Annotated in this window: 13 protein-coding genes; 9 read left to right on the forward strand and 4 right to left on the reverse strand. The window is 55.8% G+C overall.

The window, feature by feature from the left end:
• The coding region (locus tag FRY97_RS22975) for a hypothetical protein (protein WP_211356868.1) at nt 1-224 on the reverse strand (224 nt) is incomplete at its 3' end.
• A 1,076-nt stretch (nt 225-1,300) separates the two neighbouring features.
• Between FRY97_RS22975 and FRY97_RS13140 the strand changes: the two genes are divergently transcribed.
• From FRY97_RS13140 to FRY97_RS13150, 3 genes are read left to right on the forward strand one after another with little or no spacing between them, the layout of a single operon-like run.
• A complete protein-coding gene (locus tag FRY97_RS13140; protein ID WP_170254635.1) occupies nt 1,301-2,386 on the forward strand; it encodes a BamA/TamA family outer membrane protein in 1,086 nt (361 codons plus the stop codon).
• Between the two features lie 29 nt (nt 2,387-2,415).
• Nucleotides 2,416-3,108 (forward strand): TIGR04283 family arsenosugar biosynthesis glycosyltransferase, encoded by a 693-nt coding sequence (locus FRY97_RS13145; RefSeq protein ID WP_147168006.1) that lies wholly within the window; start codon nt 2,416-2,418, stop codon nt 3,106-3,108.
• A gap of 29 nt (nt 3,109-3,137) precedes the next feature.
• Entirely contained in the window at nt 3,138-4,430 is a 1,293-nt protein-coding gene (locus FRY97_RS13150; protein ID WP_147168007.1) for a 1-acyl-sn-glycerol-3-phosphate acyltransferase, read from the forward strand.
• A 95-nt stretch (nt 4,431-4,525) separates the two neighbouring features.
• On the opposite strand, the gene FRY97_RS13155 is transcribed toward FRY97_RS13150, so the two are convergent.
• Together FRY97_RS13155 and FRY97_RS13160 are read right to left on the reverse strand one after the other, a co-directional pair.
• On the reverse strand, nt 4,526-7,408 hold the full coding sequence (locus FRY97_RS13155) for a TonB-dependent receptor (RefSeq protein WP_147168008.1): 2,883 nt from the start codon (nt 7,406-7,408) through the stop codon (nt 4,526-4,528).
• A gap of 134 nt (nt 7,409-7,542) precedes the next feature.
• Nucleotides 7,543-9,006 (reverse strand): hypothetical protein, encoded by a 1,464-nt coding sequence (locus FRY97_RS13160; protein ID WP_147168009.1) that lies wholly within the window; start codon nt 9,004-9,006, stop codon nt 7,543-7,545.
• A gap of 303 nt (nt 9,007-9,309) precedes the next feature.
• On the opposite strand from FRY97_RS13160, the gene FRY97_RS13165 reads away from it, so the two are divergent.
• The 6 genes from FRY97_RS13165 (at nt 9,310) to FRY97_RS13190 (ending at nt 17,619) form a co-directional block, all read left to right on the forward strand.
• Complete coding sequence (locus tag FRY97_RS13165; protein ID WP_147168010.1) at nt 9,310-10,263, forward strand: hypothetical protein; 954 nt, start codon at nt 9,310-9,312, stop codon at nt 10,261-10,263.
• A 329-nt stretch (nt 10,264-10,592) separates the two neighbouring features.
• Nucleotides 10,593-11,195 (forward strand): bifunctional pyr operon transcriptional regulator/uracil phosphoribosyltransferase PyrR, encoded by a 603-nt coding sequence (pyrR, locus tag FRY97_RS13170; protein WP_147168011.1) that lies wholly within the window; start codon nt 10,593-10,595, stop codon nt 11,193-11,195.
• A 12-nt stretch (nt 11,196-11,207) separates the two neighbouring features.
• On the forward strand, nt 11,208-12,140 hold the full coding sequence (locus FRY97_RS13175; RefSeq protein WP_147168012.1) for an aspartate carbamoyltransferase catalytic subunit: 933 nt from the start codon (nt 11,208-11,210) through the stop codon (nt 12,138-12,140).
• 255 nt (nt 12,141-12,395) lie between these two features.
• Complete coding sequence (locus FRY97_RS13180) at nt 12,396-15,395, forward strand: hypothetical protein (RefSeq protein WP_147168013.1); 3,000 nt, start codon at nt 12,396-12,398, stop codon at nt 15,393-15,395.
• Between the two features lie 230 nt (nt 15,396-15,625).
• Nucleotides 15,626-17,065: a TlpA family protein disulfide reductase gene (locus FRY97_RS13185; protein WP_147168014.1), complete on the forward strand. Its 1,440-nt coding sequence runs from the start codon at nt 15,626-15,628 to the stop codon at nt 17,063-17,065.
• A 53-nt stretch (nt 17,066-17,118) separates the two neighbouring features.
• A complete protein-coding gene (locus FRY97_RS13190) occupies nt 17,119-17,619 on the forward strand; it encodes a hypothetical protein (protein ID WP_147168015.1) in 501 nt (166 codons plus the stop codon).
• A 230-nt stretch (nt 17,620-17,849) separates the two neighbouring features.
• Here the strand turns inward: FRY97_RS13190 and FRY97_RS13195 are convergent, their stop codons facing one another.
• The gene (locus FRY97_RS13195) at nt 17,850-18,233 is read right to left on the reverse strand and encodes a hypothetical protein (protein ID WP_147168016.1); all 384 of its coding nucleotides are present in this window, start codon (nt 18,231-18,233) and stop codon (nt 17,850-17,852) included.
• Nucleotides 18,234-18,480: the final 247 nt, after the last annotated feature.

Raw genomic sequence — 18,480 nt, forward strand, 5'->3', positions numbered from 1 at the left:
ATTTGATAAACCGTCCCTTCGCGCCTTATGATTCCGTCCCTCTCGCTGACGGAAAAGAAGACAAGGTGCCTTGGAGACCGGGCGATTTTACAGGCAGTGCTGCGCGAGCTTAAGACCAGGATACAGGATGCGAGATACGATGTTAGCACCCGCCTCAGGAGGCTTTTGTCGAGGACCTGCATTTGGGCGATCCCTACCAAATCATGCAGCGAAACTTCCAGCACAGCCCGCAGTTTGGTGTCCGCTTCTGTGGAGGGCAGCATCTTGCTACCCCCCCCCAAAAAAAATTCTCTTGCGCGCTACCAAGTTGGGCGTAAACCAAATTATCGCAGGCGTTTATGTTTTCCGGGCTCTAGTGGTCTGTCAAGTGTTAATTTATGGGTTGAGTGGGAGCGAATTTTGAGGCTAATCAAGGCGGATGTTCCCGCGCATAGCAGCGCTACGTAAGGGGTTGTCCAACGAAGAGTAGACTCAAAAGTCGCCGCAGGCAACCCCTAGTTTTAGCCTTGACAGACCACTAGTGCCTCAAGCCATAAATCCTTGCCACCCCAAGTTTCGTTCTTTTCCGCCTACTCTTCGTTAAAGAACCGCTCCTTTAGCTCGGGCTAAAGTCGCCAACCTTCGCCTTGATTAGCCGGAAAATAACTTCAACTTAAGTATCATAGATTTATGACTTAAGGTACTTGCCTGGCATTGGCCTAGCGCTGCGCAGGGGTGGCCGAAGGCCAGACCCGACGCCCGTAGGGCGAGGGGCCGAGCGGACAGCGAGCCCCGGAGCATAGCGGCACCTGCCATCGGGCAGGGGCAGGCCCCCCCTATAAAAAAAACGACCATCTGGTTTTCACCCTCCTTCTTTGTCCTGGTTGGCTGGGTTTTTGATTGTCGCAGGCCAAGGCTGTAGCTACAGCCCAACTTTTCTTCCTGGGCTGTTCATGTGCAAAGCTTTCCTGTTCCAGATGATCCCGGCGTGTAGGGCAAGCCTGGCTATAACCCCTCTGAGCAGCTCCACCTAAAAAAGGAATGCCGGATTAGGGCTTCTAACTTTTTCTGTTTTCAATTATTTTAATCGTTTCATTTCCAAGCCCAGCACTTCAGCCGTCTTTAGCCGGATTCATCTACTTTGCCATTTGTGCCCAAGCGATTGACCGGGCTCAGCGATTGCTCGAAGGACATTTTGAAGATACGGACCATCCTTGCACTTGGAAATCAATATCCCCGGCCTTTTCCTGCAAAGGCTTATCTGTTGATGTTCCCTCCCTCCCTTCAACCGCCCCACCCCCAATCTTCGTACCTTGTAAGCATGAAACAGCTGATATGCACAATCGCCGTTTGGGCCTTCGGCTGCCTGCCCCTCAACGGGCAAGCCGATACGTTGCAGGGCAGTAGCGGCAGGGCGGTGGCACTGCCTTTGGCCTTCCTGACGCCGGAAACGAGCTGGGGCTTCGGGGCAGCAGGCATTTACACCTTCCGCCTGCCGGGCGAGCCGCCTAGCTCCCGCCCTTCTCAGCTGCAGCTGGGCGGGGCCTATACCTTGGAGAAACAGCTGCTGCTTTATCTGCCATTCCAGTTTTTCAAGCACGAGGAGCGGTCCAACCTCTATGGCGAGCTGGGCTATTACCGCTACACCTACTACTTCTATGGTGTGGGCAACGCTTATCCGGATTATGAGGGGGAGCTGTTCGATTTGGAATTCCCCCGGGTGCGCCTGGCCGCTGTGCGCAGGCCCGGAAGCAGTGCCTGGTACTTGGGCGGGCAGTATTGGCTCGACCGCATGAAGGTGTCTGGGCTAGAGCCGCAGGGGTTGTTGTTCAATGTCAATGTGCCTGGAAAGGAGGGCGGGCTGCTGTCGGCTGCCGGGCTTGTCGCCCTGTTGGACCATAGGGATAATGTTTTTTACCCCTCCGCAGGGGGGTACCTGGAGCTCAGCTCCCTTCACAGCATGGCGGCCATTGGCAGCGATTTTGATTTCTCTAAATTCACGCTCGACGGGCGCAAGTATTGGAGCCGCGACGGGCAGCACGTAGTGGCCCTGAACGCTTACCTGGAGTGGAACACAGGTACGCCGCCCTTTACCCACTTGGGCTTCATCGGGGGCACACGCCGGATGAGGGGGTATTACGAAGGTCGCTTCCGCGACCGGCAGCTGGCTATTTTTCAGGCCGCATACCGTTTCCCGCTCATTTGGCGGTTCAAAGCGGTTATATTCGCGGGCCTGGGGAATGTGGCCCACGATTGGGGCAGCATGGCCTTGGGCAATACCCGCTGGGCGGTAGGCGCTGGGCTGCGCTTCCTGCTATTGAAAGAGGAGCGGGCACATGTTAGGTTAGACTACGGCATAGGGCAGAACAGTAGTGGCGTCTATATCACAGTGGGCGAAGCTTTCTGATTCAGGCTCTACAGAAAATATGATGCACAATGAAAGTAAGCGTAATCATCCCTACCTTGAACGAGGCAAAAAACATCGGCAAGCTGCTGGGCTTCCTTAGGCAGAACAGTGCCCCGGAGCTGGCCGAAATATTGGTCGTAGATGCAGGGAGCACCGACAACACCGCAGAGGTGGTGCGGGCGGCCGGTGGAACGCTGCTCTCTCCGGGAGTCAGGGGGAGGGCCCGGCAGATGAACTTTGGCGCAAGCGCTGCCAAAGGGGACGTGCTCTACTTTGTACACGCCGATACCCTGCCGCCGGCTACCTACCTGGAGGATATCCGGCGGGCCCGGGAGGAGGGCTTCCCTTTGGGGTCGTATCAGTCTGCCTACGACACCCGCAGCCTGCTCTTGAAGATCAATGCTTTCTTCACCCGCTTCGATTTTCTATGGTGCCGGGGCGGGGATCAGACTTTGTTTGTAGACCGGCCTGTTTTTGAGGCCCTGAACGGATACCGCGAAGATTACTGTATCATGGAGGAGTACGATTTTATCGTGCGGGCCAGGCGGGAACATCCTTTCAAGATCATGGACAAAGCGGCGCTGATCTCGGCCCGAAAGTACGAAGAGAACTCCTATATACGGGTACAGCTGGCCAATTTGGTCGTGTTCAATATGTACCGGCTGGGCTATTCGCAGGAGCGCCTGGCCAATACCTACACCAAGCTGTTGAAATATCGTTAACTTTGCCGCCCAACTAACGAGTTTTTTCCATGCTCTATTCGTTTGTGCGGCCCATAGCAGCGCTTGGGCTCCGGGCTTTTTACCGAAAAATCCAGCTGGTGCACACCGAGCGGGTGCCCACTGGCAAGCCGGTCATCCTGGCTTGCAATCACCCTACTGCTTTTATCGAGCCCTGCCTCTTGGCTTGTTTTATGGGCAGGCCCCTCTACTTTTTGGTAAGGGGCAACCTCTTCCAGAAGAAAATTTACGATGCGCTGCTGCGCAGCCTCAATATGCTGCCCATCTTCCGGCTGAAAGATGGGGGGTACGGCAAATTGAAGAACAACTTTGATACCTTTTCTGCGGTCTTTGACGCCCTGAAGCGCAACCGGACGGTGATGATCTTGTCGGAGGGCAGCACTATCCAATGCAAGCGGCTGAGGCCGTTGCAGAAAGGGACCGCCCGCTTAGCCCTTGGCGCACTGGAGGAGGCCGGGCTGGAGGAGGTCTACGTCGTGCCGGTAGGGGTGAATTTTGCTTATGCCGAGCGCCCCCGCTCCGAAGTGATGATCGAATTTGGCGAGCCGCTGAAGGCCTCAGATTATCTGGCCGCTTTCCGCGAAAGCGCCAATCAGGGCATCGTAGACCTGACCACCGACCTGAAGCCTGCTATGGAGTCTTGCCTGGTCAACCTTCCAGGGGAAGGGGATGAAGCGCTGGGCGAGCCTTTTCTCCAAATGGCGCGCAGCGAGCACCCACAGCCCATTTGGCCGGTGGTCTCTGGAAGCCCCGGCCGCCTCGAGCTCGAAAAGGCTGTGGCAGACAAGATCGCCGCTTTGCCCCAAAGCGCCAAACCGGCCTTGCAGAAGGCGGCAGACGATTACCTCGAGCACCTCGGGCAGTTCGGGCTTACGGACGAGGCCTTGTACCGAAGGGGGGAAAAAATCGCAGGCTGGCCTTTGGCCCTCGGCGCACCCTTGTTCTGGCCGTTGTACAGCGTACATGCTCTACTGACGCGCCCGGGCAAACAGATCTCCGAAAACAAGGTGAAAACCCATGAGTTCATCATGCCGGTCCGCTGGGCGGTCAACTTGGGCACTTACTTAGCAGGCACGGTGGTGATGGGCATAGCTGCGGCCATCGCCGGTTCTTGGGCGGTCTTGGGCTGTTGGGCAGCCTTCCTCCTGTTGGGCTACCTCAGCCTGTTCTATATGGAGCACTTGCAGCGCTACCGCCTCAATAAGCGTGCCCGGCAGGTGCCGCAGAGCCAGTTGGAGCAATTGCTGGGCCGCAGGGCAGCCCTTAAGCAGCTGCTGCAAAAGGCAGAAGTGGGGGTGAAGTAGGAGCTTTTGGCTTGCCGCCAAAAAGGGAAGCCCCGGCAGCGTACAGCTGCCGGGGCTTCCTGATAAGTGTCACTTTGTCTTAGGGCCAGTCCTGTTTAGAAACGGTGGCTCAGCCCTAGGCCAAAGGAACGGCCAGGGTTGATGCTGTTGAAGATCTCGGGCGTAGCCTCAAAAGACTGATAGAAGCTCTCCACCCGGTCGTTCAGGATGTTGGACACCTTGAAATCGATGGAGGTATTCTGGTTTTTGCCGATCTTTTTGTTGAGGCTGAAATTCAGGGCGTGGAAGGGCTCGTAGTAAATATCTGAGTATAGCCCGACACCTACAATCTGTAGGGTTTCGCCTTTTACATTGTAGAACAGGCCGGCATCCCAGCCTTTGTCGCGGTTGGTGTAGGTGAGGCCTGCGTTCACCACATAAGGGGCCTGCCCAGCCATTTGGCGGGTGTTCTCGACGGTTTCGCCTGTCCGCTCGAAGTTTTTGCGGGCATTGAACTCGGTCGCGGTCATGTCGATGCGGGATTCCACGAAAGTGACGTTGCCGCTCAGCCCGAAGTCGCTCAGGGCCTCGCTCACGAAGTTCATGCTCTTGCGGAACTCGAGCTCTACCCCGTACAGCTGCCCGTCGCCTACGTTTCGGGGCTGAAACTCTGTGCTCGTCTGCTGCTCAGGTATGCGCACGAGTTCGATCGGGTTGTCGAATTGTTTGTAGAACGCGCTGACGGAGAAGAGCTGCCCGCCTTCCATGAAGAGCTCCCAGCGCAGGTCGAGGTTGTTGATGCGCGTCTCGGAGAGGTTGCCGTCCCAAGAGCCAGCATATTCAAAAAGGCTTCCGTTGAAAATACGGTTGGTGATGGGGTCAATGATCTGCGCAAAGGACAGCTCCTTGAAGGAAGGCCGTGCGATGGTGCGGGAGTAAGCGGCGCGGAGGTTCTGCTGTTCGCTCAGGCTGTAGATGAAGTTGGCCGAAGGGAAGAAATCCAGGGCATCGAGTACTTTTTCGTTGTCCAGGTTATTGCCTTCGAGGATGTCCCCGCTCGCAAAGCGCTGATCGCGGCCGGTGTGGCGCTGCACGTAGTTCTCTGCACGTACCCCAATGATGGCCTTCAGGTTGGGCAGGGGGTCGAATTCATTGGACACGTAAACCGCTGTATTGTTGACGTTGGACTCGTACGCGTTCGGGTTGGGCGTGTTGTTGCCCGACTGGTAGTAAATGCGGTTGCCATTGGGGAAAATATTGCCCTCGGTCAGCACTTCTGAAGGCGTGGGGTTTGGCCAGTCCTGACCTCCGAAAAACTGAATATCAAAGAACAGGATCTCGTAATCCCGCTGCTTATAGGTGTGGCTTGCGCCAAACTTCAGCTTGGCATCTTCCCCTTTGAATTTATATTTCTTGGTGATGTCGAACTTGGCCACTGCGTTGACCTCGCTCAGGGAGCGCCAGATGCGGGAAGGGTTGCCGCCTGCGCCTGCTATGAAAGAGGTGTCCACCGCAGTTTGGGTGAAAGCCGTCTTGCGGATATCAGGGTCATCGGAAGTAGAGAAAGTAGGGGAGAGGCGCCAGTCGATCTCCCAGCCGGAAGCGCCCAGCACGTGCGTGCCGTTCAGGAGGAAGTTGGTCAGGGAGCGCTCATTGTACTCGAGGTTGTCCGACTCGGCAATGTAGCCGGACTGCCCGACAGCCTCCCCGTCGTTGTCGATGCGGAACTGAGCGGCACGGCTTTCGCCATTCTGCAAGCGCATAGCGGTAAGGCGGAACTTGGAATACTGCGTTTTGTAGGCCAGCCCGCCAAGCGCGCCCACGAGGAAGTTGCGCTCGCCCATCTGCCCTTCTTGGATGGTAGCATAGCGCAGGTCTGTGCGGTCGGGGTCTGAAAACCGCTGAAACTCCCCATAAGTCACTTCGTCGTAGTACTTGTAGTCGGTCTTATAGCTGAGGGAGAAGATGTAGCCCAGCTTGTTGTCGGATTGGCCAACGCTCACCTGATTGCCCAAAGAGAGGCCAGCGCTGAAATCGAGCAGGCTGCTTTGCCGCTGAGCGCCCAGTGTGGGGTTGAACTCCTGAATGAAGTCAGTGACTTCCTGCTGTGAGGCCCCGCTGATCGGGGTAGGGATGTTCTCAGCACGCGCCCCCTGAGGCAGCGCGCGGGTGCCGTCGTCGTAGCCTAGGAAGTCGGTATTGCCACCTTCGTAGCCCAGGTAGTCGTCGTTGAAGTGCATATCCGGGTTGAAGGAAGTGCTGACAGAGAGGTTGAAAATCTTTTCATCAGGGAAAGCCTTCGTCTCCACATTGAGCAGGCCGCCGGTGAAATCAGCAGGCATGTCGGCTGTGAAGTTTTTGCTGACGACGATATTGTCGATGAGGTTGGTCGGGAAGATGTCCATCTGCAGGGTGTTCCGGTCGGGGTCCAGCCCAGGGATATCCACGTTGTTGAGGGTCGTTTTGGAATAGCGGTCGCCCAAGCCACGGACGTAGATGTACTTGCCGCCTTCAATAGAAACGCCCGTTACCCGCTTGGCCGCTTCCACGGCAGTAGCGTCGCCGGTCAGTTGCATACGTGCAGAAGAGATGCCGTCGAGCATGGCAGGCGCTTTCTTTTTGATGGTCATCAGAGCGGCTTCTGTAGTACGGATGGCCTTGGCCGTCACCACCACCTGCTCCAGTTCCAGGCCGGCTTCTACCAGGCGCAGCTCATTGAGCAGCGTCACTTCGCCTGCCGTAACAACCACCTCTTCGATGGCCATGTCCTGAAAGCCGATGTAAGAAATGTTAAGCGTATAAGTGCCCGGCGCTACCTCCAGGCTGAAGGCGCCGTCGAGGTCGGTCACTGTGCCCTTGGAGGTATCTTTGATGAGAATGTTGGCCCCAATGACGGTGAAGCCGCTCTCATCCTCAATGACAGTGCCGCGGATGGTACCGGTTTGTGCAAATACAGTGGTGCAGAAAAGTGCCAGTACTGCAAGTAGAAAAAGCCTCATTTTGACATTTATTTAGGCGGATAAAAAACAGCAAGAAGGCTCAACCGGATGGGTATTTCCAGATTAAGCCTTCATGCCTTTGTAATAGGATGACGGGAGAAGAGCAGCAGGCTGCCCTTCTTCCCAGTTGTTTTTTACAGGTTGTCCAGACCACCTGCCTGTGCAGCCCAAGTCCAGCCCAGAACAGATACGTCAGCTTTTGGAGAAGTACCTGCAGTTACACCAGCAGGGACAGCGCCGTTTACGTAGTCCGCAAGTGTAGCAGCGTCAACATCGAACTCGATGCCTTCGAAAGTTACGCCAGCTGCAGTTACGCGGTTGATTTTCTGGCCTTCCATGATGCCAGTGAAGAAGAGGTTCTTCAGGGCAACGATAGAGTTGTCGTCTACGTTGATCAGGTCTTCAGATACGCGGTCAGCAGTAGAAGCGATGATAGAGCCATTCTGAATGGTGTGGCCAGCTTCCAAAGAACCTTCAGGGCCGTCCAGCTCAAAGCAGTGGCCAGTTGGGGTTACCACCACGAAGTTGTCCAGTGTGCCAGCCCAAGATTGGTCAGTGTCGATAGCATCGTCGCCAGCGTTCCACACTACAACGTTGCTTACGTTTACTGTGCCGCCGAACCACTCAACACCGTCGTCCTGATTAGCTACCACCTCGACGTGCTCGATGGTCGTGCCATTGCCAACGCCGCCCAGGGTCAGGCCATTGATTTCGTTGCCAGCACCGATGTTGGTGCCACCGTGGCGGATAGAAATGTAGCGGATAACGCCAGAGTTGTCTCCCGGCTCGTTGCCGCCGTACAGGCCGTTGGCATCAGAAGTAGGGATGCCCTCGATCTGAACTTCGCTCAAATCGCCGTTGTTGTTAGAAGCTGAGATAGGCGCTTTGCCCAGAACGATGATACCGCCCCACAGGCCGTTTACGTCGCTGTCTAGGTTGGGGCTTCCGAAGTTGCCAGCAGCAACGTCTTCGCCAGTGATCTCATCTGCAACAGAAGTGAAGATGATCGGCAGTTCAGCAGTGCCCTCTGCCATCAGCATCCCACCACGTGCAACCAGCAGTGCAGTAGCGTTGGCGCCAGTGCCAGCCTGCCCTTTGATTACCGTACCGGGCTCGATAGTCAGGGTAACACCATCCAGGACAGTGATGCGGCCGCCAAGGATGTAGGTCTTGTCAGCTGTCCAAGTTGTGTTCTCAGAAATGTTGCTGGTCAGCAGCACAGTAGATTCCTCCGCGCCGATGTTGATCACAGCAGTTGCTTCGTCAGACTGCCCCTCAGAGTCAGTCACCGTCAGGGTGATGGAAGCTGCGCCGGCAGTAGTGCCTGCGTCATAGTTGATGGTTACGGAGCTGCCGTCTACTGTTCCTGAAGCGTTGGCAACCGTAACGCCTGTACCAGAAGCCTGGTAGCTGGCAGTAAGGTCCGCGTCTATAGAAACGGTGAATACGACAGACTGCCCTGTCGCGCCAGCCTCAACGTTGGCTACAGCGGAAGGAGCAGATACCATAGGTGCGTCGAACATAGCGCCTTCGTCGTCGCAAGACGTAGCGAAGAGTACAAATGCACCAAGCAGAAAGACAAGTGACTTAAAGTTCATAAACCTAAACTTTTTTGTTGCTTTAAAAAGATGCTGCAAAAGTCGCTGCCTATTGATAACCGCAAATTAATACCGGGTTAAGTTATTGTTAAGTTGACAAAAAGCAGGGCAGGGATGGAGTGTATGGGTTTAAAATATTGAAAATTAAGCATTTATACCTGGTGTATTGGCCGGGGTTCGGCTGTCGGGCTTCAGGTTGAGCCCCTATTGGCAAACTTAATATTGGCTTAACATGCAGTGCCGTGGTACTTTCTAATTTTGCCTTTCCCGGCAAAGGGCCGGCAAACGCACAACCTGCAATACATGGATCCTTCCTTACTGTTTATGTGGCTGGGCTTTATACTCGCCGGCTATTCTGTCGTGGGCAACGATAGCATTCAGACCCTCGGTACCTTCCTCTCTTCCAATGAGGAGCGTTCCTGGTACGTCCTTTGGCTCTTTGCGGGCGGCATACTGACTGCCACCCTGGTGTACGGCTGGGCGACCCACGGGGGGGATGTGTCTTACGGCCGCCTCGATAAGTACCCGCTGCCGCAACCGTTTGCCTGGTACTACCTCCTGCCCCCCCTCGTCTTGATGACCCTCACCCGTACGGGCATACCGGTGAGCACTTCTTTCTTGATCCTCACCTTTTTCAACGAGAAGAACCTGGTGGACATGACGACCAAATCCCTGTTGGGCTATGTGGTCGCCTTTGGCGCTGCCATCCTTATCTATATGGCGATCACGAAAACAGTGGAGAAGCGGTTCATCGAGTCGGAAGTCAGCCCGCGCGACCGGAAGATATGGGTGCCCTTGCAATGGATATCAACGGGGTTCCTTTGGTCGCAGTGGCTGATCCAAGACTTCGCTAACATTTACGTTTATCTGCCCCGGGGCACAAGCCAATCCACCCTTATCGTTTCCCTGCTTATCCTGCTTATCCTGCTGGCCTACATCTTTTACAGCAAAGGGGGGGCGATACAGAAGATCGTGAAAGCTAAAACCAACACCATCGATATCCGCTCGGCCACCATCATAGACGCGACCTACGGCATCATCCTCTACTTCTTCAAGGAGCTCAGCAATATCCCTATGAGCACCACCTGGGTCTTTATTGGCCTATTGGCCGGCCGGGAGATCGCCCTGCGCTATCAGCTCGACAAGAAGTTCTCCGGGCCGGTGTTCCGTATGGTCCTGGCCGATTTGGCCAAAGTAGCCTTCGGCCTTGTGGTGAGCATCGTTCTGGTGTTCATCATCAAGTTCCTGGCAGCTTAGCCTTCTGTGCTTCTGCAAAAGGGCAAAAGCGGGGCCTACCCCTGCCTGACGGCAGGGGTCGCTATGCTGCGGGGCTCGCTGCCCGCTCGGCCCTAACGGGCTTACACCCCTCCGCAGCGCTAGTCCAATGCCATCAGGCCGGTTAGGGCTTGTCAGGCTAAAGCATAATAGGTGGCCAAGCTAAAGCCCGCAGGATTTGGGTTTGTGCCCAGCTAAACACTGGTTTCCAGATTCCGGCAGCCCCAAAGTAGCCCGTCTTCGGGCAGAATACAAAATCCCGGCAAGCGCTAGCTGAATCCACCTCGTTTTAGGTATATTTACTGCCGCAAATGGAAAAAGGACGCGTCATAACCGGACCCCGGCGCTTTGCGCTGATCATAGAGCGGCTCTGTCAGCAACTGATAGAGCAGCACGGGCAGTTTGAAGAGGCCTGCCTGATTGGCATACAGCCAAGAGGGGCTTTTTTGGCCAACCGCCTGCATGCCCGCTTGTCGGAAATCCTCGGTATTCCGGACTTGGCCTATGGCCGGCTGGACATCACTTTTTATAGGGACGACTTCCGGACCCGGGAAAAACCCTTGGCGGCCAGCAAGACAGAAATTGATTTTCTGGTAGAAGATAAAAAGGTCATCCTGGTAGACGATGTCCTTTATACCGGGCGCACCGTACAGGCCGCACTGACCGCGCTCAACCACTACGGCCGCCCGGCCAAGGTAGAGCTCGTCAGCATGGTAGACCGCCGCTTCAACCGCCACCTGCCTATTCAGGCCGATTACGTGGGCCTGACCGTAGATGCCCTCGACAAAGCCTTCGTCAGGGTAGAGTGGAAAGAGCAGCACGAAGAAGACCAAATCCTCATTTTTGCGGATAAATCCGAAGCCCGGCAGCCTGCAGCACCGGGCCCGGCCGATAGCGAATCATTCTCATCTTAACTAAACGCAGGGATGGCCACCGTACAACAGCTGAGTACCAAACACGTCCTGGGGATCAAATACCTCACTGAAGCGGATATCCGCCTCATCTTCGAAACCGCACAGAGCTTCAAAGAGGTCATCAACCGCCCCATCAAAAAGGTCCCTTCCCTGAGGGATGTCACCGTGGCTAACTTGTTTTTCGAAAACTCCACCCGCACGCGCATCTCCTTTGAGCTGGCCGAAAAGCGGCTTTCTGCCGATGTGGTGAATTTTTCTGCTTCCTCTTCCTCTGTGAAAAAAGGGGAGACCCTGCTCGATACCGTCAATAACATCCTGGCCATGAAGGTCGATATGGTCGTGATGCGGCACCCGGCGCCCGGGGCTCATCACTTTCTGGCCAAGCATATCGATGCCAATATCATCAATGCCGGAGACGGCACCCACGAGCACCCGACACAGGCCCTCCTCGATGCTTTTTCCATGCAGGAAAAAGTGGGCGATCTGGCCGGCAAGCACATCGCGATCTTTGGAGACATCCTACATTCGCGGGTGGCGCTCAGCAATATCTTCTGCCTGAATAAATTGGGGGCTAAGGTCAGGGTCTGTGGCCCGCCTACCCTCATCCCCAAGCACATCCGCTCGCTCGGGGTGGATGTGTCTCATGATGTCTGGGATACCCTCCAATGGTGCGATGTCGCGAATATCCTCCGCATTCAGCTGGAACGGCAAGACATCAAATACTTCCCTTCCCTGCGGGAGTATGGCCAGTATTTTGGCATCAACCGCGCACTGCTCGATAGCCTGGGCAAGCCCATTGTGGTGATGCACCCCGGGCCCATCAACCGGGGCGTAGAGATCGCCAGCGATGTAGCGGATTCCGGGCACTCCATCATCCTTCAGCAAGTGGAAAACGGTGTCGCTGTACGCATGGCCGTCCTCTACCTGCTGGCCGCTGCCCGTTGATCGCATAGGCCGGCACGCCCCCGTGTTTTTGGAAATTTTCAGCCACTGCCTGCCTTGCTCTTTCCTGACTGAGCCTAATTTGGTATATTAAAGGTGTTGAATGCCTGATATGCACTACCCCAAACGTCGGGCAGGTGCTGCTCAACCTGCTGAGTACAACACGCTCTAAAAGGCCTGCTCCACAGAAGAGGGCCTTCCTATTGCTTGGCAGTGTTGCTCCCTGTATTTCTTTTTCTGGCTAATTAAACACATGTTATGAGATACGCCCTTGCCGCCTTTACTTTGCTATGCGCCCTCGCCATCCACTGCCCATTGCAAGCCCAGTGCGACCGCCTGATCGATGAAGACCGCATCATCAATGACATCCATCTGCTCCGGACCGCCACGCAGACCCTCGTCGTGCGTGGCAATTATTCTTACAGTATAGACCTTCGCAGCGACCGGCAGGGCGTGACCGCTAAGCTTTATTCTAAAGCCGGCGTGGAGTTCAACCAGGATGACGAAGTGATCTTGCTGTCTGTAGCGGGCGAGCGCCGGCGTTTCCGTTTTATCGAAATGGGGGAGGTCGTGCGGGAAGGGGTAGCCCCGGTCTATCAGAATGTGCTGCAGCTTGATGTAGCTTCCATTGATTGGATGTGGGAAAATGAGATTGAAGTCATTTACATCCACAACAAGATCATCAATCAGATGCGGAAGTTCACCATCAACCAAAGCCGGCGGGCAGAATTCAAGCTGCTGGTAGGCTGTTTCCGAGAGCGCCTCGACCCCAACCGTGTCCAAGACGTAAAGCTGCAGGATGCTGTCGTGGAAGTCAAGCCGGCTGCCGGGGGCGATGCGCCTTCCCCTGCCGCCAAGCCTGCCGCTTCCACCCCGCCCCCATCTGTGTCGGGAGACCCTGAAGTGGGGGCGCTCCGGGAAGAGCTCGCTTCGCTCAAACAGCGGCTCAAAGCCGAGATAGACGCAGAAAAAGCTAAAGCGGATGCCATTAAGTCGAGGTTGAACGAGGAAGTGGCCATTGCCAGAGAACAGGCGGCCGTGCAGAAGAAACAGTACGCCGATGAGGTCGTCGCAGCTCGGGAAGCTGCACAGGAAGAGGTCAAAAATGCCCGGCAGCAGGCTGCGGAAGAGGTCCAATCTGCCCGGCAGCAGGCGGGCACGGAAATGGAGAAGATCAGTTTGGACGTACAGGAAGCCCGGCAGCGGGCCAGCCAGGCTATTGAAGCGGCACAGCTGGAGTCGGCCAAGGAAGTGGCTGCTATCCGGGAAAAAGCCGCAGCGGAAATGAAAGCCGTGCAAGAAAAGCTGGACCTTGCCCGCTTGGAGTATGCGGATGAGATCGCTTCTGCCCGGGAGAATTCAGCGGCCGAGCTGCAGCGCATACGGGAAGAGACGGCGCAGATGATCGCCAAAGCCCGGGAGGAGGCCAAAGTGGAGCGCAGCCGTACCCTAGATGAAGTCGTGAGCACTAAAAACACAGCCGCTGAGCAGATCCTGTCCATTCAGGAGGAGACGGCCGAAGAGGTGGCCCGGATGAGGGAGAATACCGTGCTGGAAAAGGAGAAACTGGCTTTCGAGCTGGCGGAAGCCCGCCGCAAGGTTGCCGAAGAGCGGGCCCTGCTGGAGGAAAATGCTGCGTCAGAAATTGCTGACCTTAAAGAGAATGCGGCCCGCGAACGGGAGGCGGCGGCTACAGAGGTGGCCGAAGCCCGCCGCCGGGCTTCTGAGCAGATCGGGAACCTCAAGGAGCAGGTCCTTACCGAGCAGGCCAAAGCAGATGATGAAGTCGCTTCCGCCCGCGCTGAGTCTGCCGAGGAAGTGGCCGCTGCCCGGCAAAAAGCCGTACAGACGATTGCACAGATCGAAGCGGAAGAGGCTGCCCGGGTAGCCGCGGCCCGGGAGGAGTCAAAAGCGGAACAGGCCGCCATAGCTGGCCAGATCACCGCTGCGCGCGAAAAGGCTGCCGCCGAGCTGAAACGCCTTGAGGAAGAGCTGAAAGCGGCTGTAGCCAAAGCCCGGGAGGAAAAAGAAAAAGCACGGGCACAGGCTGCTGCAGAAGTGGCCACCGCGCGTGAAAAAGCAGAGGCGGAAATCGCCCGGGCACGGCAGGTGGCTGAAGAGCAGGTAAAGGCGGCCAACACAACTGCAGCCACTGCTGAGGAGACTTACGCCCAAGAGGTGGCCGCTGCCCGGGAAGCGGCCGCTGCCCGGAAAAAGCAGATAGAAGCGGAGGCCGCCGCCGCGGTCAAAGCAGCTAAGGAGCGGGAAGCAGAGGTGTCGAATATGACAGCAGAGGAAATTGCACAGGCCCGCACCAAGGCTGCGGCCGAGCTGACAGCCCTGCGCGAACAAGCGGCCCGGGACATCGCAGCTTCAAAGGAAATGGTGAACCAAACCAAACAGGCTGCCGCCAACGAGGCCGCCGAGGCCCGCCGGCAGGCTGCTGAACAGGTGGCCAAAGCCCAACAGGAAGAGGCCACGGCTATTCAGGCGGCCCGGGAGCGTGGGGCAGAGGAGCGGCAGCGCTTAGCTGCCGAGGTAGCTGCCGCCAAAGAAAAAGCAGGCGCTGAGATCGCTTTGGCCAACGAAGAGGCCGCAGCGGCGGTCAAAGCCGCACGGGAAAGGGCTGCCCACGAACAGGAGGCCTTGTCTATACAGGTTTTGGAAGCCCGCAAAAAGGCCACAGACGATATCGCAGCGGCCAGGGAGAAAGCCGCCCACGAAGTAGGCCAGGCGAAAAAACGGTCCTCTGAAGAGATCGCTGCCGCACAGGCACAGGCACAGGCCCGCAAACAGGAGATCATGGAGCAGGTGGCTTCCGCAGAGCAGCAGGCCCGGCAGCAAATTGCCGCTGCAAGGCAGGATGCCCAACAGGAGGTCGCCACGGCCCGCGAAGAGGCGGCCAAGAAAAAAGCGGCTTACCTGGCCGAGGCAGAGGCGGCCAGGAAGCAGTCCCTGGCAGAAATCAATCAGGCCAAACAGGAAGCCTCAGATGCCATTTACCAGGCCCGGCAGCAGGCCGTGGCGCAAGTTACCGCCGTGAAAGAGGAAACCGCTAAGAAAATACGCGAAGAGCAGGATGCCCTGAAGTCGGCTTTGGATGAAATGGCACAAGCCATGAAGCAGGAGCGGGAAAAACTGGGCCAGGCAAAAACTGAGCGCAAAGCTGCTGAGGATGAACTGGCCAAGCTCCGGGACGAAATCAGCAAGTTGAAGCGCGAAGCTGAAAAACTGAAAACCGCATCTGGCGAAAACTAAACGATACGTTAAGGAAGGGCGGATTTTTCTTTCTCATTGCAGAATATTCGGATATTAGTTGCTGCCCCGCTCGCCTGCTGCCTCGCAGCAGGCGCCCTGCAACCTTGAGCGGGGACGGGATGTTTCAAATGTTGCTTGCCCACTTTGGCTGCCGGGCAAGAGCAGCTATAGGGCAATTGCCCCAAATACAGCAAATAATGACATATAAAATCAAGTTAATGTTAGGTAGCATGAACGCATTTCGGCTGATATTCACCGCAGTTTTCCTGTCCTGTTCTTCTTGGGCTTCCGCTCAGCAGGGGTACGAAATTGAAGTGGATCTGAAAGGGTACGCTGAGGATGTCCTTTACCTAGGGTACCATTATGGCAACAAACAGTACCTGCTCGATACGGTGGAGGCGGATGCCCCCGGCCATTTCGTCTTTAAAGGGGAGGAGCCCCTTGAAGGGGGGGTATACCTTGTGGTAATGGCTCCGGACAACAATTACCTGCAGCTGTTGGTCACTGCTGAGGAGCAGCGGTTCAGCTTTTCCGCGGAAGCGGCCAACCCTACTGCAACGATGGCTTTTGAAGGCGCAGCGGACAATCAGCTTTTCTACGATTATATGCGCTTCCTGGATCAGCAGAAGCCCAAAGCGGAGGAGCTGTCCAAAGCCTTGGAGGCTACTGAGAACGAAAAGAAAAAAGCTAAAATCGAAGCAGAGCGGGAAGCTTTGGATGCAGAGGTCACAGCCTACCAAAACAACCTCCTGGCCAAGTACCCCAAGACGCTGACCGCGGCTATCGTAAGGGCCAATATGCCGCTCGATGTGCCTGAGTTTGAAGGCACAGATGAAGAAAAACAGCTCAAGGGCTGGCGCTATACCCAAAAGCATTATTTCGATAATATCGACCTTACTGACCCGCGCATGCTCCGCACCCCTTTCCTTTTTCAGCGGGTAGACTACTTTGTCAATAAATTGCAGGTGCAGCACCCCGATACTATGGCGCAGGCGGTCGATTATGTCTTGAAAGAAATGAAGCCGGCAGAGGAAAGCTATAAATTTTTCCTCATCCACTTCCTCAATGAGGCAGCCCGGTCCAAATTGGTGGGCATGGATGCGCTGTACGTGCACTTGGTCGAAAAGTATTATGCCACAGGCAAAGCAGATTGGACAGAGGAGGAGCAGCTCAAAAAAATCGTAGACAATGCTAGGGCGCTCAAGCCGCTGCTGATCGGCAAAATTGCTCCGGACGTGCAGCTGCAAGACCGGGACGGCAAAGCCTATTCCCTCCACGATATCGATTCGGAGTATACTATCCTCTACTTTTGGCGCTACGATTGTGGGCACTGCAAGAAATCCACTCCCCACATGAAGGCGTTTTACGAAAAGTACAAGGACAAGGGCGTGAAGTTGGTAGCGGTGTGTACTAAGTTCACGGACGAGGTGCCGGGCTGCTGGGAATACATAGATGAAAAGGAGATTGGCGATTGGCTACATCTGGTAGACCCCTACCACCGCAGCCGCTACATGACACAGTACAACATCAAGTCTACGCCTCAGCTGTTTATCCTGGACCGCAACAAGGAGATCATCTCCAAGCGGATCGGGGCCGAACAACTGGAAGAGGTGATGGACCGGATTATCGAAATGAAGGCACAGGAAGAGCAATCTTTGGAAAATAAGTAACCGAAGTCTGGGCTTGGGTGTTCCTACTAGCATGAACCAATACCCAATGTGATATGGACGCCAATCTGCTGGCATCGTTTGAGGCGGCTTCCTCCTCCTCCAACGATGCCCTTATTTTATCTCTCCTTGCCACTGTTGCAGGGCTGGCTGGCATGCTGGCTATGCTGTTGAGGAAGCCTGCCCCCGGGCAGCGCAATCAAAACCTCATGCTGGCCATGCTGCTGTTCTTTGTCTTTCTCATCGGGGCGAGCACCGCCTTCTTTTCCTGGATGCGGCAGGCCAAACTTGGCCCGGTGGAGATTTATGCGGACCGGGTGGAAACGCCTTATGGCGTAGCCCCTTATAGCCGTATCCGCAATGCTGAAATCATCTCAGATCAGCAGCAGTCGCCTTTCTCTACGCTTTCGCGCGAAGGCACACGCATATTGGCCATTATGGAGTATGATGGCAAGACTCACGCTTTGTCAGAAGAAGATTATCCGATAGGGGAGGTGCTGGCTCGGCTGCGGGAAGCGGTTAAGGCCTACAGGGAGCAGGAGGAGAAGGAGCAATAGGCAATGGCATGGCATTGGGCATAGGCCGGAATGCCCACGGCTTTCGTGCCAAGAGGGCGGCGGGCTAGCGCTGCGGAGGGGTGGGAAGCCCGTTAGGGCCGAGCGGACAGCGAGCCCCGCAGCATAGCGACCCCTGCGGTCAAGCAGGGGTAGACCCCCTCCCTTTATGCAGGGTCATCACATTGTGCAGGGGCAGGCCCAAAAATCGAGGGCCTGATCGTTGCGCGGGCTTATTCTTGGATGCTGACTTTCCGGCGGATGACGTCGGTGAAAGAGCGGAGCTCAACCGTGTAGGAGCCGGGGCCGAAAGGCTTGAAGTCGATTTCGTAAATGGTATCTACTGGCAGGTCAAATACTTTTTCCCGCAGCACTTCTTCCCCGTTGTCGCGCGTGATGATGATGTCGTTCAGGTTGACGCTAAGGGTAGCAAAGTCAACGTAGCACAGCTGGTTCTCCTCATCTGCATAAAGCGACCAATTGTCAGAGTCGAGGTTGAGGAGGCTGCTGCTGCCGCCGGGTTGGGCTGCGGCTAGGCTGGCGGTTTGAGCAAATAGGGCGGAGGCGCCCAAGGTAAGCCCAAAGCAAAGGGCAAAAGCGGTTAGCTTGCGAAGCATAAAAAACTGTTTTTACCTAGAAGGTTTAAAGCCGCTTTCTTTTCTTGCGGCGCTCAAAGATAGTAAATCAGCAGTGGGCTGAGAAGGCAATTTGCCGACATAGCAGGGGGTTTTTTGCTTGTGCTCTGGGGGTGCGGTACAAAAACAAAGCTAGGTGGGGCTGCGCCAAATTCTCTTTGGGTTATTCGGAAAATCGTCCCAAATGTTTCAAGCCAAGGAAAAATCAGGTTGTTAAAGTTGTGTTAAA

The sequence above is a fragment of the Phaeodactylibacter luteus genome, assembly GCF_007993045.1.
Lineage (GTDB): Bacteria > Bacteroidota > Bacteroidia > Chitinophagales > Saprospiraceae > Phaeodactylibacter > Phaeodactylibacter luteus.

Excerpts from the sequence above, each read along its gene's own strand:
- FRY97_RS13160 (WP_147168009.1), bottom strand. The coding sequence starts at position 9,006 with ATGAACTTTAAGTCACTTGTCTTTCTGCTTGGTGCATTTGTACTCTTC.
- pyrR (WP_147168011.1), top strand. The coding sequence starts at position 10,593 with ATGGAAAAAGGACGCGTCATAACCGGACCCCGGCGCTTTGCGCTGATC.
- FRY97_RS13185 (WP_147168014.1), top strand. The coding sequence starts at position 15,626 with ATGAACGCATTTCGGCTGATATTCACCGCAGTTTTCCTGTCCTGTTCT.
- FRY97_RS13195 (WP_147168016.1), bottom strand. The coding sequence starts at position 18,233 with ATGCTTCGCAAGCTAACCGCTTTTGCCCTTTGCTTTGGGCTTACCTTG.
- FRY97_RS13140 (WP_170254635.1), top strand. The coding sequence starts at position 1,301 with ATGAAACAGCTGATATGCACAATCGCCGTTTGGGCCTTCGGCTGCCTG.
- FRY97_RS13145 (WP_147168006.1), top strand. The coding sequence starts at position 2,416 with ATGAAAGTAAGCGTAATCATCCCTACCTTGAACGAGGCAAAAAACATC.
- FRY97_RS13175 (WP_147168012.1), top strand. The coding sequence starts at position 11,208 with ATGGCCACCGTACAACAGCTGAGTACCAAACACGTCCTGGGGATCAAA.
- FRY97_RS13155 (WP_147168008.1), bottom strand. The coding sequence starts at position 7,408 with ATGAGGCTTTTTCTACTTGCAGTACTGGCACTTTTCTGCACCACTGTA.
- FRY97_RS13150 (WP_147168007.1), top strand. The coding sequence starts at position 3,138 with ATGCTCTATTCGTTTGTGCGGCCCATAGCAGCGCTTGGGCTCCGGGCT.
- FRY97_RS13165 (WP_147168010.1), top strand. The coding sequence starts at position 9,310 with ATGGATCCTTCCTTACTGTTTATGTGGCTGGGCTTTATACTCGCCGGC.
- FRY97_RS13190 (WP_147168015.1), top strand. The coding sequence starts at position 17,119 with ATGGACGCCAATCTGCTGGCATCGTTTGAGGCGGCTTCCTCCTCCTCC.
- FRY97_RS13180 (WP_147168013.1), top strand. The coding sequence starts at position 12,396 with ATGAGATACGCCCTTGCCGCCTTTACTTTGCTATGCGCCCTCGCCATC.